We start from the raw sequence: 15690 nt of genomic DNA on the forward strand, positions 1-15690 counted from the left end.
AGAGTTGAAGCCGGATGTCAGAATCTGAGGTGGGAGCTGCGGCGACAACGATTATATCTTTCTGAGTGAACGGGATTCCTGTGCGGATCTGAAGCGAAGCGGATGCTGAAATGCGTTGGATAACGACCGGTCCGGACATTGGCGTGACAACGGCTGTTTCATCGGAACCTCGAGCACATGCAGTGCGACATCAATGACGCTGTCCGAATCGACGACTGAATACTGAAAGAAAATCCGCTCCATCTCTCCCTTGCCCCAAATATTCCCGTTCATCGGCACCTGTATTCCCACACAGGGTTTCATTGGTCATTTCTGCGCCTCAATCGTAAGGATCCCGCGTGTTCGAAAGCATCATTCAAAATCTTTTCAACGCTCTGCAGTGGGGAAGTTTTTACTCCCTGATCGCCCTGGGGTACACGCTGGTGTACGGCGTCCTCACATTGATCAATTTCGCCCATGGCGACATCTTCATGGTCGGCGCCTACATCGCCTTTTTTGTGGCCACATTCTTCCTGGCCACCCTTGAGGGTGTTCCGGGCTGGGTCACGCTCAGCCTCACGATACCGCTGACCATGATCCTCACGGCCTGCGTCGGGGTCGCGCTGGAACGGATCGCGTACCGTCCTCTCCGTCGAAAGGGCGTCAATCGGCTCTATGTGGTCATCACGGCGTTGATGTGCGGCCTGATCCTGGAAAACGGCAATCTGGCGCTCCTGGGAGCGAGCCGGAAAAGCTTTCCGGAAATGATCGATAAGGTGGTTTACACCATCGGTTCGGTCAGCCTGACCAACCTGAAGATCGCCGTCATCTTTTCCGCCGTTCTGGTCTTTATCTTCCTGCAGTTCATCGTCACCCAAACCCGCATCGGTATGGCCATGCGGGCGATCTCGTACGACAAATTCGCCGTCCCCCTGATGGGGATTCCCATCGATGCCGTCATTGTTTTCACCTTTATCCTGGGCTCCTCCATGGCCGGACTCGCGGGTGTGCTCTATTCCATGTCCTATCCGATCCTGGATCCATACATGGGAGCGCTCATCGGCTGGAAGGCCTTCATCGCGGCGGTGGTCGGCGGCATTGGAGACATCCGCGGCGCATTTCTCGGCGGATTTCTGCTGGGATTCGTGGAAATCCTGGTGGTCGCATTCTTTCCCTCCACATTCAGAGATCTTATCGCATTTTCCATTCTGCTCATCATACTCGTCTACAAACCCACCGGTCTTTTCGGTGTGGCGAAAACCACCAAAATATAGAGTTGGCAATGCAACGACTATCCGTACCGCTCGTGCTGACGCTCCTTTCCGGCACCCTGATCGTCGCATCCCAGGCCGGGTTGATCGACCTCTACATCCAGTCCGTCATCATGTTCATCGGCATCAACATCATTTTGTCCAGCAGTCTCAATATCGTCAACGGTTATATGGGGGAGTTCGCCTGCGGTCACGCCGCCTTCATGGCCATCGGCGCCTATGTGGCCTCCATTCTCAATGTGTGGCTGTTTACAAAGGACAAGTTCTTCGGCCTACCGCTTCTCCCCCCGGAAATGGCGATATACTGTTTTCCCCTGGTATTGGCGGCCGGCGGCGTGGTCGCGGCCCTTGCCGGCATGCTGGTGGCCATCCCTTCCTTCAAGACCCGGGGCGACTATCTGGCCATCATCACCATCGCCGCCAACTTTATCGTGACGAGCACCATCATCAACATGAGCGCCATCGGCGGGGCCCGCGGGTTCATGGGAATGAAAAAGATCGTCTTCGCCATGGAAGACGTCGCGGATCTGCCGTGGATGCTGATCTGGGTGATTCTGGGGACGGTCTTCAGCGTCTGGCTCATACGCCGCTACGTCTCTTCGACCTACGGAAAGGGAATCATCGCCATCCACCAGGACGAGATCGCGGCGGAAATCATGGGGGTGAACACCAATCGGATGAAGTTGACCGCCTTTATGATTTCATCCGGACTGGCCGGACTGGCGGGTGGACTCTTCGCCCACATTCTGGGATACATCAACCCCGGATCATTCGGGATTTTAAAATCGACCGAATGCCTGGTCATGGTCTATCTGGGGGGTATGGGATCCTTGAGCGGTTCCGTCATTTCGGCCATCCTGTTCACCCTGCTGTTGGAAGGACTCCGCTTCGTCATCCCCTGGATCGACACCGCACTCCACTGGTTGAATGTGATTCCCGACGCCTATGAAATCAGTCAGGTCTGGAAATGGGTGATCATTCCCCTGATTCTCGTCCTTCTGATGCAATTTCGACCGGAAGGAATCATGGGCAACAAGGAATTGTCCGATATTTTTCCCCGTCTCAGAAAATGGTACCGGTTCAAGTAGAAAGCGTTCGCATGAATTTACTCGAGATCAACGGTCTCACCCAGAATTTTGGTGGTCTTTGTGCGCTGTCCGATTTCTCCATCCGCTTCGAGGGCGGTGAACTGACAGGCCTCATCGGGCCCAACGGGGCGGGAAAAACCACCGTGTTCAACCTCACCAGCGGGTTCTACAGGCCTTCCGGGGGCGACATCCGTTTCAAGGGGCGCAGCATCGTCGGCCTCCGTCCGCATCAGATCACCGGCATGGGCATCGCGAGAACCTTTCAGAACATCCGCCTCTGGAACGACATGACGGTTCTGGACAACATTCGGATATCCCAGCATTACAGCATGGGATACGCACTGTGGGACGCCCTGATGCGGACCGTCGCCTATGGGAGGGGCGAACAACGCATCCACCGGACGGCCATGGAGATTCTGGAGGCCCTGGATCTCAGGCGTTACGCGACCGAGCTTCCCAGAAATCTGCCCTACGGCATCCAACGAAAAGTGGAAATCGCCCGAGCCCTCTCCGTCAAGCCGTCTCTCCTGCTTTTGGACGAGCCCGCCGCGGGACTCAATTCCGCCGACATACAGGGGTTGATCCAACTGATTCAGTGGATCCACGACACCTTCGACGTCGCCATCTGGATGATCGAACATCAAATGGCCGTGGTCATGAAGCTCTGCTCCTGGATCAAGGTCATCGATTTCGGCGTCACCATCGCGGAGGGGACGCCCGACGAGATCCAGAACAACCCCGACGTCATCAAAGCCTATCTGGGGGATGATACGATCTGATGCTGCTCGAAATCAACGACCTGGTCGTCAAGTATGGAAACATCGAGGCTCTCCACGGCATCTCGTTCCATGTCAACGAAGGCGAGATCGTCACTCTGATCGGTGCCAACGGCGCCGGCAAAACCACGACCCTTCACGCGATCACCCGGGTGCCGCCGCCGGAAGGCCCGAAAATTCACGGCGGCGACATTCGCTTCAGAGGACGAAGTCTCCTGGGCGTGGAGGCCCACGCCGTGGTTCGAGACTGCCATATCGCGCTGGCACCTGAAGGCCGCCATATCTTCGGAAACCTGACCGTCGAGGAGAACCTGAAACTGGCGACCTTTTCCCGTAAGGACGCGGCGGCCGTTCAAAAGGACTATCAACGGGTCTACGATCTCTTTCCCCGCCTCACGGAACGCCGGACCCAGAGGAGTGAATCCCTGAGCGGGGGCGAACAGCAGATGCTCGCCGTCGGACGGGCGCTCATGACCGGGTGCAATTTTATCCTGCTGGACGAGCCTTCCATGGGACTGGCTCCGCTTCTGATGTACGACATGTTTCGAACCCTCAGGAAGCTGAACGAGCAGGGCATGACCATCCTGCTTATCGAGCAGAACGCCCGACTGGCCTTGAAATTCGCTCATCGCGCCTATGTTCTGGACACCGGAGAGATCGTCATGGCGGGGCGGGCCGAAGCCATGGCTGAAAACCCCGAAGTACAGAAGGCCTACCTTGGATAAACCGAAACGCGGCAATCCGCCGGCGGCTGAATCTTCCGAGCGCAGGGGCGTGTCGGCTTCATGACCACGGCGCCGCCGACTCCGGCGCTTCACCCCGATGACCTGCTGGGTTGGGGCAGGGGATGGGTCGCGGTTTCCAAGCCGCCTGGCGTCAGCGTTCATAACGACCCCGGACGGGATCTTTGTTCCATAACGGCCCGATATGTGGCGCATCGGGGCAGCCTGGCCCGCTCCCTCGGGTATGATCCCGGATTCGGTTTTCATCCGCCTCACCGCCTCGACAAGGAGACGAGCGGTGTTGTCCTTCTGGCCTGCTCGGCAACGGCCCTGCAGTGGATCTCACGGCAGTTCATGGAAAAACGCGTCGCCAAGCGTTACACCGCCCTGGTCCACGGAAGATTGGCGTTGCCGCCGGATGTTCAGTGGGGGGATTGGACCTGGCCGCTTTCGAAGGCCGCCGGAGGACGAAAGCATCCTTCGGGAAAGGGGGAGAAAGTCCCCTGCAGAACCCGGTACGGGATTCTCCGCCACACCTCCCGTTACACCCTGATCGAGTGTGAGCCCGTTACCGGGCGCAAGCACCAGATTCGACGGCACGCCAGGATGGCGGGCCATGCCGTCGTCGGCGACGCCCGTTACGGCACCCCCCAATCCATCCGGCATCTCAAGAGTATGGCCTTCAACCGCCTGGCGCTTCACGCCTTGACGATCACCCTGGTGCCGCCCGGCACCGATCGCCCCGTCACCCTGGGCTCCCGCCGGTTACCCGGGGACATCATCCGAATGTTGGACGCGGACGCGGACATTGCAAGGATTATCGGGTGACCTCGTCGATCCATCCCAGATAGGCGGCCAGACCGTTTTCGATGGGAATCTGAACGATTTCGGGAACTTCGTAGGAATGATGCCGGCTGATATGCGACTCCAGCATCGGATAAAGATCCCGGCGGGTTTTGATCAGCATGAGCACCTCGGGATCCTTGTGCAGCACCCCCTTCCATTCATAGAAACTCGTAATTTCCGACAACTGAACGCATGCGGCCAGACGTTTCTCCAGAATCCCGGCTGCAAGTCCCTCGGCATCGGCCCGGGTGGCGCAGGCCACCGTCACCAGACAATAGTCGGACATCATCGGACGACCTCCTCGTTTGCGGCAAAAAAAGCACACCGACACTTCCCTTTAAGGGGCACCGGTGGTAATATATATTAATTTCAACTTTCGGTTTTCGTCAGGATGACCGGGTAGAGGCTGAAAATTGAGACTGAAGACTGAAGGCTAAAGGCTGAAGGAATGTAAACGCTCCATTCGTCACAGGCGCACCCCTTCAGTCTTCAGTCTTCAGCCTATAGCCTATAAAGGCTGAAGGAATGTAAACGCTCCATTCGTCGCAGGCGCACCCCTTCAGTCTTCAGCCTTCAGTCTTCAGCCTTCTATGATCAGGAGCCGTGAAAGCGCATGTCCGCCAAAAAATTCTGGGAGTACAAGTCACTGCATGCATTAACCCCGGCCGAATGGGAGTCCCTGTGCGACGGATGCGGCAGATGCTGCCTCCACAAGCTCGAGGACGAGGAGACGGGAGCGGTTTTCTATACAAGCGTCGCCTGCCGGCTCCTTGATATCCATGAATGCCGATGCAAAGCTTACGCAGACCGCGAGCAGCGCGCTCCGGACTGCATGTCGCTCACCCCGGACATCGTTGCCCAATGCCATTGGCTGCCTTCGACCTGCGCCTATCGCCGTCTTCTGGAAGGCCTCCCTTTGCCGTGGTGGCATCCCCTCATTTCCGGCAGCCCGGAAACCGTTCATTCCGCAGGCATTTCCCTGAGAAACAAAGCCATTTCGGAAGCCTGCGTGAATGTCGACGATCTGGAGCCTTACATCATTCCGGGCGGCACGGAGAGCGACGATATGGCGTTTTGGGAGGAGGCGCCGGACTGAGGACGCTCATTTTTGACGGTCGACCCATCGTCCCGACATCCCTGTCATGCGTTACGGCTACCTTCCAAACAGACCGCCTGCCGGCATCACGTCTTGAGAATTCAACTTTCGACGTTCATGATGGTAACCGGAAAGCGGCACCGGCCTATGAAAGTCGAAAGTTGAGTTGAGAATTGAAAAAACAACGGTTACGGATGCATCATTTCCGGACCCGTATCTTCTGACCCGGCTGAATGATGGTTTCCGACGTAAATCCGTTGAGGCGATCGAGTTCCGCCACATTGAGGCCGTACCGTCGTGCAATGCCGTACCGGGTTTCCCCCGCCGCAACAACATGATATCCGGCCGACGAGGCGACGGGAGGCTTTGCCGAGACATCTGTCTTCTTTGCAGGGGTTTTGGCCGCGACTTTCCTCTCAGGCGCTTTTTTCGGGGTCGATCTCGCCGCTGGTGCTGAAGCGGTCTCCTTTTTTGAAACCGTTTTTGTCGACGGCCGCTGGGTGTTCGATTTTCCTGTCTGTGCAGTCGAGCTGAGGGAGACAACGCGCTGTTCGAGATTCCCCTGACGGCTGTCGATATGCTCGATCTTCTTCTGGAGGCTCGCCACCTGCTCGGTCAAGGACTGAATTACCATCGTTCTCTCGGAGACCGCGTCGGAGGAGGCCTCTTCCGACGGCGTTTCAGCCGTTTTCGCTTCCAGAGCGGCAAGCGCGTTGTTGAGCCGGTTTTCCATCTCCACGACACGGTTCTCCAGCCCGGCGACAGCCGCCTCCGTCGCCTGGGTATCCGTGTCGGTCTCCTTGCCCGGTATCAACACGATCAGGCAGATGATCAATGTCAAAACACCCGCACCCGCTAAAACAGCGGGCATACCTATGTCCAACTCGCTGATTTTGAAAGATTTCATTTCTCCCCCGAGGCGACCGGCAATGCGGTTCGCCGGCATGGCTGTTATGGGCGGCCGGTATCCTGGAAAGCCGCCGGACCGTTGCCTCCATTTCTATCAGAGTTTTTTCCGGTTCACAATATGATATCTCAATTGAAATGATATCTCAACGTTCATGACGGTGATCGCGGATCTGTTTACCGATATGGATTCGTGTGTTATTATTTGATTACTTAACTCGGTGTTCAGGGACGGGTGCCGACAGGTGTACCGGCCCATGCCTTTCACCCGGATGGCAGGGTGAAGGGGTGCGTCCGCGGCAGGCGGACTGCTCGGCCGCTTCAGTCTGCGACCGCTCACCGGTCCCCACTGCGGATGCCGGGCCGAGGCTTCATTAACGTGTATTGATATCTGCGAGGAGACCCATGCGAATCGGTATGGGACACGATGTCCATCAACTGGTACGCGATCGAAAACTCGTTATCGGCGGCGTTACCATCCCATTCGAGAGGGGACTGCTCGGCCACTCGGACGCAGACGTCCTTCTTCATGCGATCTGCGACGCCCTTCTCGGCGCCGCCGGTCTGGGAGATATCGGCCGCCATTTTCCCGACACGGACCCGTCCTACAAGAATATTGACAGCATACGCCTGCTTATCGCAACCCATGATATGGTGCGCAGCAAAGGCCTCGAGCTGGTCAACCTCGACGCGACAATTTTTGCCGAGGCACCCAGGATGGCCCCTTTCCGCCCGCAGATGATCCGGAACATCGCAAGCGCGCTGGGGGTCCCCGAAGATCGGGTCAACGTCAAAGCCACCACCACGGAAGGTCTGGGCGCCGTCGGCAGGGGGGAGGGGATTGCCGCAACGAGCGTCGTCCTGCTGCAATCGGCGATGTCGTCATGACCCTCTTCACCCTGATATCGGATCTGGTGCCCACGGGCGACCAGCCTGCGGCCATCCGGGCCCTCTGTGCCAACATTGCGCGGGGAACGCCCCATAATGTCATGCTGGGCGTCACGGGCTCGGGTAAAACCTTCACCATGGCCCACGTCATCGCACGGCTGGATCGGCCGGCCCTCGTCATAGCGCCCAACAAGACCCTTGCCGCGCAGCTCTACGCCGAATTCAGATCCCTGTTTCCGCAGAACGCCGTCGAATATTTCGTCAGCTATTATGATTATTATCAACCCGAGGCCTATATCCCCACCAGCGACACCTACATCCAGAAGGACGCCTCCGTCAACGAAATGATCGATAAGCTGCGCCATTCCGCCACCAGGTCCGTTTTGTCCCGCAGGGATGTGATCGTGGTGTCGAGCGTCTCCTGCATCTACGGTCTCGGCGCCCCCGAGGACTACCTCGACATGCGGCTCTCTCTCCGCACCGGCATGGAGATGGACCGCGACCGACTGCTTGCCGATCTGGTGGAGATTCAATATGAACGCAATGACCTCGATTTTCACCGGGGCGTCTTCAGGGTCAGGGGAGACCGGGTTGAGATCTTTCCGGCCTACGAAGAGGATGTCGCCCTGCGCCTCGAATTTTTCGGAGATGAAATCGAGCAGATTCTGGAGATCGATCCCCTCACCGGGAAAAGCGTCAGGTCACTTGGCGAAACAGCGATTTTCCCCGCCAGCCACTACGTCACTTCCAAAACGACGCTCCAGAGCGCCGTGGAAACCATCACGGCGGAGTTGAAAACCCGAATCGCCGATTTCAGAGGGGAGAACAAACTCATCGAAGCCCAACGCATTGAAGAACGAACCCATTTCGATCTGGAGATGATGCTGGAGCTGGGATACTGCAACGGCATTGAAAATTATTCCCGGCATCTCACCGGGCGGAACCCGGGGGAGCCGCCGCCCACCCTTCTGGACTATTTTCCGAAGGACTTTCTGGTCTTCATCGATGAAAGTCATATCGGGGTGCCTCAGATCCGGGGCATGTACAACGGCGACCACGCCCGGAAATCGACCCTCGTGGCATACGGCTTTCGCCTGCCGTCGGCCATGGACAACCGCCCCCTGAAATTCGAGGAATTCCGGAAAAGAGTTCCCCAGGTGGTCTACGTGTCGGCAACGCCCGCGGACTATGAGCTCGAGAAGGCAAAAGACGCGCTCGTGGAGCTGATCGTACGCCCCACAGGCCTCATGGATCCCCGTATTCACGTCAGAAGCGCGGAACACCAGGTGGACGATCTTCTGGATGAGATCCAAAAGCGGATCCGGAAGAACGAGCGCGTTCTCGTCACCACGCTGACCAAACGGATGGCCGAGGATTTGACCGACTACTACAGCGATCTGGGCATCCGGGTAAAATACCTCCACTCGGACATTCACACTCTCGAGCGTATGGAGATTATCCAGGATCTCAGGAAAGGCGAATTCGACGTCCTCGTTGGCATCAACCTCCTTCGAGAAGGCCTCGACATTCCGGAGGTCTCCCTCGTGGCCGTCCTCGACGCCGACAAAGAGGGGTTTCTGCGATCGGCCCGTTCTCTCATACAGACATGCGGGCGGGCGGCCCGAAACGTCGGCGGCGAGGTGATCATGTATGCCGAAAAGATCACCGCCGCCATGAAATCGGCCATCGACGAAACCGAAAGACGACGCAAAATCCAGTCCGCCTACAACCAGCAACACCACATCGTACCGACCACCATTCGAAAAAGCCTCTCGCCGACCTTCAACGTCGTCCATGAAACCGAGGAGTCCTTTGTCGACAAAATCGCGGAGCCCATAGCGGCCTTCGGCAATGACGCCGACATCGAAAAGGAGATCCGCCGGCTGGAAAAAGAGATGAAAGCGGCCGCCCGCGAGCTGGCCTTCGAACAGGCCGCCCAGCTCCGTGATCAGATCAAGGCCCTCAAGGAGCTCACCCTGTTTTAAATGAACGACGCGATCCTCGAAAAACTGGCCGCCACGGCTTCCCTCCCCGGCGTTTATCTCATCAAAGACCATAAGGCGGTCGTCATCTATGTCGGAAAGGCTAAAAATCTCAGGAAACGACTCTCCTCCTATTTCAGGAAACCGGTCCAGTCGGATCTCAAGACCGCCCTCCTGGTGGAAAAGGCGGCGACGTTCGACACCATCATCACGGAAACCGAAAACGACGCACTGATTCTGGAATCGAATCTCATCAAACGGTACCATCCCCGCTACAACGTGATTCTCAAGGACGACAAACGCTATCCTTCCCTGAGGCTCGATCCCCGTGAACCCTATCCCAATCTGCAGGTCGTCCGGAAGATCGCAAACGACGGCGCCTTCTATTTCGGCCCTTACACGACGCCGGGCGCCATGTACCAGACCTTGAAGGTCATCAACAAGCATTTCAAGCTGAGGAAATGCCGCAACAGCGTGCTCAAAAACCGCACCCGGCCATGCCTCAACTATCAGATGGGCGGGTGTCTCGGCCCGTGTTGCCGGAAGGTCGATCCCGACGTTTATCAGGAGATCGTAAGAGAAGTGGTGTTGTTTCTGAAGGGCCGGACATCGGATCTCATTCAAAAGATCAGGCATGAGATGACGGTTGCCGCGGAAAATCCCGAAACCTATGAACTGGCCGCCGAGCTCAGGGACAGGATGCTGGCCCTTCAGAAGGTGGTTGAAAAACAGATATCCGTCTCAACGGATTTCAAGGATCGGGACGTCATTGGGCTCGCGGGCGCCGGATCGTCCTTCCTCATCACCCTGCTTTCCGTAAGAGGCGGATACCTTTCGGGCTCGCGTCATTTCCGTTTCGAAGAGACGTTTGCCGCCCAGCCCGAGATGGTCGAGGCGTTTATTCGACAGTATTACGAACGGGCGGGCTTCATCCCGAAAGAGATTCTCACGCCGGTGCCCATCGAAGGTGTGCCGCTGGTGGAAGCGATGCTGGGAAATCTGAAGGGCGAGAAGGTGAGCATCCTATACCCGCAGCGGGGCGAAAAGGTTCGGCTCATCCGGATGGCCAACGACAACGCGGCCGATGAGCTGCGGCGTCGGACCTCGGGCGAAGCGGAGAACGCGTTGTTGCTCCAGCGGCTCCAGCGCCGACTGAAAATGGATAGGCCGCCCCACCGAATCGAATGTTTTGACAATTCAAACATCCTGGGCACATCGCCGGTATCGGGTATGGTCGTCTTCCAGGATGGCGGCCCCAGTCGAAAAGATTATCGGAAGTATGTCATTCGGACGGTGGACAGGCCCGACGATTACGCCGCCATGGCGGAAGTGCTCAAAAGGCGCTACGGCAAGGGGGAAAAGTCATTGCCGTTCCCGGATCTGCTTATGGTGGACGGCGGCAAGGGGCAGCTGAATATCGCCGCTGCGGTGATGCGGGAGTTGGGACTCGAAGGGGCCTTTCAACTGATCGGGATCGCCAAAAAAGATGAAGCGGCAGGGGAAACACGCGACAAGATCTACCTTCCCGGCCGCGTCAATCCGGTCAATCTGGACCGGGAAGAAGCGGTCTACAACCTGCTGGCGCGCATTCGGGACGAGGCCCATCGCCACGCCATCGCCTTTCACCGTAAACGCCGGGGGAAAAAGGCCCTTGCTTCGGCGCTGGATGCCGTTCCGGGAATCGGGTCCCGGAGAAAACGAGCGCTTCTCGATCATTTCGGGACCGTCAAAAACATCCGGGCAGCGACCCTGGAAGAGCTCAGGGCCGTGCCCGGAATCAGTCAAACGGTGGCCGAAGCCCTGAAAAGGGCGCTTCGGCATTCCCCCTGACCGCTTATTTGAGCTTTGCCAGAACCGCCTTGAGTTCTTCGACGGCAGCCGCGGATTTTTTCAGCCTGGCCATTTCGTCGTCCGTCAATTTGATCTCGATAATCTCCTCGACGCCGCCCTTGCCGAGCTTCACCGGGACGCCGATGAAAAGATCGTTGATGCCGTATTCTCCCTGCAGATAAGCAGCACACGGGAGAATCTGTTTTTTATCGTAGAGAATGGCCTTCGTCATCTCCACCGCCGAGGAGGCGGGGGCATAAAATGCGCTGCCGGTTTTAAGGAAGGCGACAATCTCCGCGCCGCCGTTGGCCGTTCTGTCCACCAGCGCATCGATTCTTTCCGGAGATATCAGTTCGGTGATGGGAATGCCCGAAACCGTTGAATACCGGGGCAGGGGAACCATCGTATCCCCGTGACCGCCCAGGACGAAGGCATGGGTATTTTCGATCGACACATTCAGTTCCATGGCGATGAACGCTCTGAAACGGGCCGAATCGAGAACGCCGGCCATTCCGATCACGCGGTTCTTCGGGAAACCGCTGGTTTCAAAAGCGACATGGCACATGGCGTCAAGGGGATTGCTGACGATGATAAGGACGGCATTCGGAGAGTATTTGGCCACCTGCGTCGTGACGTTCTTCATGATGCCGGCATTGGTGCTGATCAGGTCGTCGCGGCTCATTCCGGGCTTTCTGGGGATTCCGGCGGTAATGATGACCACGTCGGAATCGGCCGTCTCCTCGTAGCTGTTGGTGCCGATGATCTTCGCATCGTGTTTTTCGATCGCGGCGGCCTGGGTGAGGTCGAGGGCCTTGCCCTGGGGAACGCCTTCGACAATATCCACTAGCACCACGTCACACAAGGCTTTTTCGACCAATCTCTGGGCAGCTGTAGCCCCAACATTTCCAGCGCCAACAACCGTGACCTTCTTGTCCATAATTTTCTCCTTGTTAATTGGTATAGTTTTTATTATAATCAAGGTACTGGATATCGTCCGGTTTTAAATTCGATGCACCCGTAACACGTTCCGCAACATTCCGGCACAACATATACTGTCTGTATTCGCATGCAACAGCAATATAATGGGGTTAAGATCTTGAATTCTGAGTTTTTATGAAATCGTCAAATTTAAAAAAGCAATCTAATCGCACTGTTTCACTATTGTCAACAGATTTATGATTCAGTTTTCGACTTTCGTCATGACGACCGGAAACGCCGCAGACGGGAAGGCGGCGAGCGCGGCGGCGGATCAGCGGCCCGTTCGGTTCGATCGCAAATGCGTTTCACGGCGGCCGGACAGCCGCCGTGCGTGCGGTTAACATGGGAACGACCCTTTATCGGTACAATGGAGTTCGCAATGGCGATCGAGGAACAGATCCGGTCCTTGTTGAAAGAGGCTGCGCTCTACGACGAACAAGGATTGTACGAAGCGTCCAGGGAAAGATATCAGCAGACCGCCGACCTCGTCGGACGGCATGCCCACCGCATCCACCATCACAAAAAAATTCTGAAAGCCGTCGCCGGCCGGCTGGAGCGATTGCACAACCGCATGCAACGAATGGAAAACGAACCCGCCGTCTATACGCCTCCGGATGCTGTCATCGAGGTTATGAAACGACATTTCTGCGCCTCCGCGGACCGGGAAGAGGCCGCCTTGGAAGGCGCGGCGGCACTGGCCGAATTCGGGCAGTACGACCATGCCGTCGAGGAGTTCGCCAAATTGATCAAAACGCCGAAAACGAGACTCGAAGCGTCGAAGCACATGATCCGCTGCCATCTGGAGAAAGGAAGGACCGCCGAAGCATCGGCCCTGCTTCGCCATTGGCATAACAGCGGCCTGATGAATCGGGACGAATGGCTCACACTGCAGCGTTACGTCAAGGAACTGGTCGCGGAGAAACGCTTGTGTGTCGAGGTGCCGCCGGCGGAAATGAAAGACGAAGCCTCCGGGCCCGCCGCCGGAACGAAGCACGGCGAAATCGTCAGGCGCTTCAACTCCATCAGTCTGAAACCGCCCAACGCCCAGCGCGGTCAGGGAATGCGGGAATTCGACATCCTCTCACAATCGGCGGACGTCGTCCGGATCTCGGTTGCCGTTCAGGAAACGACCCTTGCCGACGGCCTGACCCCTGGAACCGTCCTGAACACCGTTCTCTGCTTTTTCGACGACGGGATGTTCAGCAGCAAAGCGACCGTTGTTGGAAAACAGTGGATTTCATCCGACGACGCCGGCGCCGGGCATTTTAACATTGATATTCAGGTACAGGGCGGTTAATATCAATTCATGGCGCCGCTGTTTTGACGGTCTTTTCCCGATTGCGGCATGCGATCCCCTCTCAAACGAGCACCGGAAGCTGCGCGGCTTGACGTGAAAACGCCCACTGACGTTCTTTTCGATCTGGGGTTACCAATGGCAAACATCAATCTGAAGTCTCGGGAGATCGAGGTCAAAATCGTGTATTACGGACCGGGCCGGGGCGGAAAGACCACCAATCTTGAATACATCTTCAAGACCTTCAGGAAGCAAGTGACGGGCGAGATGGTTTCCGCCAGAACCGAAGGGGACCGGACCCTGTTCTTTGATTTTCTTCCCATGGGCCTCGGCAAGGTCAGGGGATACGACATCCGGGTAAAGCTCTATACCGTTCCAGGGCAGGTGAAATATGCATCAACCCGCAAAATAGTTCTAAAGGATGTCGACGGCGTCATCTTCGTTGCGGATTCGCTCCAGGTCAGAAGAATCAAGAACATGGAATCGTTGAAGGATCTTCACTTGAATCTTCGGGAATACGGCACCAGCATCCTCAACATCCCCCTGGTGCTGCAATACAACAAAAGAGACCTGGCCGAGCACGGCATCCCGCTTCTGTCCGTGAGCCAGATGGAGACGGACATGAACCGACAGCTCAAGGCACCTTCGTTTCCGGCCAGCGCCGTCAAAGGAGAAGGCGTCGGACCGACATTGAAGGCATGCCTGAAATTGACGCTCAGATCCTTGAAAACACAGATGGGGTGGTGAGGCGGATCTCATGGGAAAAGTCGCACTTGCAGGCAGCCTTGGTTTTTTGAGCCTTGGAGATATCCTTCAGTTGGTCGGCTCCGGCGGTGGATCCGGGTTGCTGCGGATTTTCAGCCCCTACGCTCACGAGCCGGGATGCATCTATTTCAAAAAAGGCAACATCATCGACGCCCACGCCCCTGGAGCCAGGGGATTGGAAGCCGTATACGCGCTGTTTGGCTGGCTGGAAGGGGATTTTGAATTTCAGGAACGACCCGTCTCCACGAAAAGGATCATCACCACCAATCGGATGGAGATCATCCTGGAGGGGCTTCGCCTGTTCGACGACGGCAGGATCAAAACCCTCGGACCGCCGCCCCTCGAAAAAAACGTCCCGGATCCCGCGGCGCCGCCGTTCATCCGAAGGCATTTTATCGACTACACTTACGTCGTGGACGAAGAGCTGTACGCGGCAGGGGAGCTGGTTACCCAGGAAAAACACCACGGCAACTGGATATGGGTGGTTTTGGAGGGAACGCTCGATATTATCAGGAGTACACCCCGAGGCAGGCTCACCGTCTCACGGGTGGGGCCAGGCGCTTTCATCGGCAGCGTGACCGCCTTTCTGTTTCAGGAAAACACCCGAAAAGCGACGGTCACGGCGACCACCGACGTCCAGCTCGGCATTCTGGATATTCAACGCATGTCCAAGGAATTCGCCATGCTGAGTCCGGCGTTCAGGGGGTATATTCTCAGCCTCGACCGACGCCTGAGCCAGGTGACCGGCGCCTGCGTGAATTATTATAACCGGATCGACACCCTGCCGAAGGTCATCCGGGATAAAGCACTCATGCCGCCCCGGACATTGAAGGAAGGACGATTGCTCAGAATAGAGAGGGGGCATGCCGCTATGACCCGGAAAACCGAGCACGGCACCCTCCTTATCGCCAATCTGGGAGAAGGGGATTATCTCGGCACCGTTCCCTTCCTGGATATCGGGCACGAACCTCACCAGGTTTCGGTGTTCGTTTCAGGCGACGTAAAAACCACCGATATCGACGCCGGGTCGCTCGAGAGTGAATACGAAGATCTGCCGCTGACCTTTAAAAATCTCATCGAAAACATCGCCGTCAATATTGCGGCGACGACGAATGTCGCCGGGAATCTTCTAAAACAAAACCGCGTGGGGCGCGGGCCGTATCCACCCGGCATTGGCCCGTTGAAGTCGAAAGTTGAGTGAGTATTTAACAGATCGATGTATTCAAAGGCCGGGGGTTTGACGCCGGCCGACATCGCCCGTGATTCAAG

15 protein-coding genes are annotated in these 15690 nt (G+C 56.9%); 12 read left to right on the forward strand and 3 right to left on the reverse strand.

What is annotated here, in order from left to right:
- Window positions 1–338: 338 nt before the first annotated feature.
- Genes dmul_RS10600 through dmul_RS10620 form a run of 5 tightly spaced genes read left to right on the forward strand, consistent with a single transcriptional unit; the run spans window position 339 to window position 4664 of the window.
- Window positions 339–1253: a branched-chain amino acid ABC transporter permease gene (locus dmul_RS10600; RefSeq protein WP_020877570.1), complete on the forward strand. Its 915-nt coding sequence runs from the start codon at window positions 339–341 to the stop codon at window positions 1251–1253.
- An 8-nt stretch (window positions 1254–1261) separates the two neighbouring features.
- On the forward strand, window positions 1262–2338 hold the full coding sequence (locus dmul_RS10605) for a branched-chain amino acid ABC transporter permease (RefSeq protein WP_020877569.1): 1077 nt from the start codon (window positions 1262–1264) through the stop codon (window positions 2336–2338).
- 11 nt (window positions 2339–2349) lie between these two features.
- Window positions 2350–3117 carry an ABC transporter ATP-binding protein gene (locus dmul_RS10610; RefSeq protein ID WP_020877568.1) on the forward strand — a complete coding sequence of 256 codons (768 nt, stop codon included), beginning with the start codon at window positions 2350–2352 and terminating at the stop codon, window positions 3115–3117.
- Window positions 3117–3839: an ABC transporter ATP-binding protein gene (locus dmul_RS10615; RefSeq protein WP_020877567.1), complete on the forward strand. Its 723-nt coding sequence runs from the start codon at window positions 3117–3119 to the stop codon at window positions 3837–3839. Before dmul_RS10610 ends, dmul_RS10615 begins: the two co-directional genes overlap by 1 nt.
- Window positions 3840–3899: 60 nt before the next feature.
- Entirely contained in the window at window positions 3900–4664 is a 765-nt protein-coding gene (locus dmul_RS10620) for an RluA family pseudouridine synthase (protein ID WP_020877566.1), read from the forward strand.
- On the opposite strand, the gene cutA is transcribed toward dmul_RS10620, so the two are convergent.
- Window positions 4654–4971, reverse strand: coding sequence for a divalent-cation tolerance protein CutA (gene cutA / locus dmul_RS10625; protein WP_020877565.1), 318 nt, complete (start codon window positions 4969–4971; stop codon window positions 4654–4656). The two genes, dmul_RS10620 and cutA, sit on opposite strands and share 11 nt — an antisense overlap.
- A gap of 324 nt (window positions 4972–5295) precedes the next feature.
- Here cutA and dmul_RS10630 point away from each other — a divergent pair, with 324 nt between their 5' ends.
- Window positions 5296–5778 (forward strand): YcgN family cysteine cluster protein, encoded by a 483-nt coding sequence (locus tag dmul_RS10630; RefSeq protein ID WP_020877564.1) that lies wholly within the window; start codon window positions 5296–5298, stop codon window positions 5776–5778.
- Window positions 5779–5977: 199 nt separating this feature from the next.
- On the opposite strand, the gene dmul_RS10635 is transcribed toward dmul_RS10630, so the two are convergent.
- Window positions 5978–6685: a LysM peptidoglycan-binding domain-containing protein gene (locus dmul_RS10635; RefSeq protein ID WP_020877563.1), complete on the reverse strand. Its 708-nt coding sequence runs from the start codon at window positions 6683–6685 to the stop codon at window positions 5978–5980.
- 404 nt (window positions 6686–7089) lie between these two features.
- Here dmul_RS10635 and ispF point away from each other — a divergent pair, with 404 nt between their 5' ends.
- The 3 genes from ispF to uvrC are packed head-to-tail and all read left to right on the forward strand — an operon-like array spanning window position 7090 to window position 11384.
- Window positions 7090–7572: a 2-C-methyl-D-erythritol 2,4-cyclodiphosphate synthase gene (gene ispF, locus dmul_RS10640; RefSeq protein ID WP_020877562.1), complete on the forward strand. Its 483-nt coding sequence runs from the start codon at window positions 7090–7092 to the stop codon at window positions 7570–7572.
- Window positions 7569–9557 carry an excinuclease ABC subunit UvrB gene (gene uvrB, locus dmul_RS10645; RefSeq protein ID WP_020877561.1) on the forward strand — a complete coding sequence of 663 codons (1989 nt, stop codon included), beginning with the start codon at window positions 7569–7571 and terminating at the stop codon, window positions 9555–9557. The genes ispF and uvrB overlap by 4 nt, the downstream gene beginning before the upstream one ends.
- Window positions 9558–11384, forward strand: coding sequence for an excinuclease ABC subunit UvrC (gene uvrC / locus dmul_RS10650; protein ID WP_020877560.1), 1827 nt, complete (start codon window positions 9558–9560; stop codon window positions 11382–11384). It begins immediately after the preceding gene.
- A 4-nt stretch (window positions 11385–11388) separates the two neighbouring features.
- Here uvrC and mdh read toward each other — a convergent pair whose 3' ends face one another.
- Complete coding sequence (gene mdh / locus dmul_RS10655; protein WP_020877559.1) at window positions 11389–12321, reverse strand: malate dehydrogenase; 933 nt, start codon at window positions 12319–12321, stop codon at window positions 11389–11391.
- A 420-nt stretch (window positions 12322–12741) separates the two neighbouring features.
- On the opposite strand from mdh, the gene dmul_RS10660 reads away from it, so the two are divergent.
- The 3 genes from dmul_RS10660 to dmul_RS10670 all read left to right on the forward strand — a co-directional run bounded on the left by dmul_RS10660 (window position 12742) and on the right by dmul_RS10670 (window position 15622).
- The gene (locus dmul_RS10660) at window positions 12742–13659 is read left to right on the forward strand and encodes a hypothetical protein (RefSeq protein WP_020877558.1); all 918 of its coding nucleotides are present in this window, start codon (window positions 12742–12744) and stop codon (window positions 13657–13659) included.
- A gap of 135 nt (window positions 13660–13794) precedes the next feature.
- Window positions 13795–14403, forward strand: coding sequence for a GTP-binding protein (locus dmul_RS10665; protein WP_020877557.1), 609 nt, complete (start codon window positions 13795–13797; stop codon window positions 14401–14403).
- 10 nt (window positions 14404–14413) lie between these two features.
- Window positions 14414–15622: a cyclic nucleotide-binding domain-containing protein gene (locus dmul_RS10670; protein WP_020877556.1), complete on the forward strand. Its 1209-nt coding sequence runs from the start codon at window positions 14414–14416 to the stop codon at window positions 15620–15622.
- Window positions 15623–15690: the final 68 nt, after the last annotated feature.

Source organism: Desulfococcus multivorans, from assembly GCF_001854245.1.
Lineage (GTDB): Bacteria > Desulfobacterota > Desulfobacteria > Desulfobacterales > Desulfococcaceae > Desulfococcus > Desulfococcus multivorans.

Coding starts and splice junctions, on each gene's coding strand:
- dmul_RS10605 (WP_020877569.1), top strand. CDS start 1,262: ATGCAACGACTATCCGTACCGCTCGTGCTGACGCTCCTTTCCGGCACC.
- dmul_RS10610 (WP_020877568.1), top strand. CDS start 2,350: ATGAATTTACTCGAGATCAACGGTCTCACCCAGAATTTTGGTGGTCTT.
- dmul_RS10615 (WP_020877567.1), top strand. CDS start 3,117: ATGCTGCTCGAAATCAACGACCTGGTCGTCAAGTATGGAAACATCGAG.
- dmul_RS10620 (WP_020877566.1), top strand. CDS start 3,900: ATGACCACGGCGCCGCCGACTCCGGCGCTTCACCCCGATGACCTGCTG.
- cutA (WP_020877565.1), bottom strand. CDS start 4,971: ATGATGTCCGACTATTGTCTGGTGACGGTGGCCTGCGCCACCCGGGCC.
- dmul_RS10630 (WP_020877564.1), top strand. CDS start 5,296: ATGTCCGCCAAAAAATTCTGGGAGTACAAGTCACTGCATGCATTAACC.
- dmul_RS10635 (WP_020877563.1), bottom strand. CDS start 6,685: ATGAAATCTTTCAAAATCAGCGAGTTGGACATAGGTATGCCCGCTGTT.
- ispF (WP_020877562.1), top strand. CDS start 7,090: ATGCGAATCGGTATGGGACACGATGTCCATCAACTGGTACGCGATCGA.
- uvrB (WP_020877561.1), top strand. CDS start 7,569: ATGACCCTCTTCACCCTGATATCGGATCTGGTGCCCACGGGCGACCAG.
- uvrC (WP_020877560.1), top strand. CDS start 9,558: ATGAACGACGCGATCCTCGAAAAACTGGCCGCCACGGCTTCCCTCCCC.
- mdh (WP_020877559.1), bottom strand. CDS start 12,321: ATGGACAAGAAGGTCACGGTTGTTGGCGCTGGAAATGTTGGGGCTACA.
- dmul_RS10660 (WP_020877558.1), top strand. CDS start 12,742: ATGGCGATCGAGGAACAGATCCGGTCCTTGTTGAAAGAGGCTGCGCTC.
- dmul_RS10665 (WP_020877557.1), top strand. CDS start 13,795: ATGGCAAACATCAATCTGAAGTCTCGGGAGATCGAGGTCAAAATCGTG.
- dmul_RS10670 (WP_020877556.1), top strand. CDS start 14,414: ATGGGAAAAGTCGCACTTGCAGGCAGCCTTGGTTTTTTGAGCCTTGGA.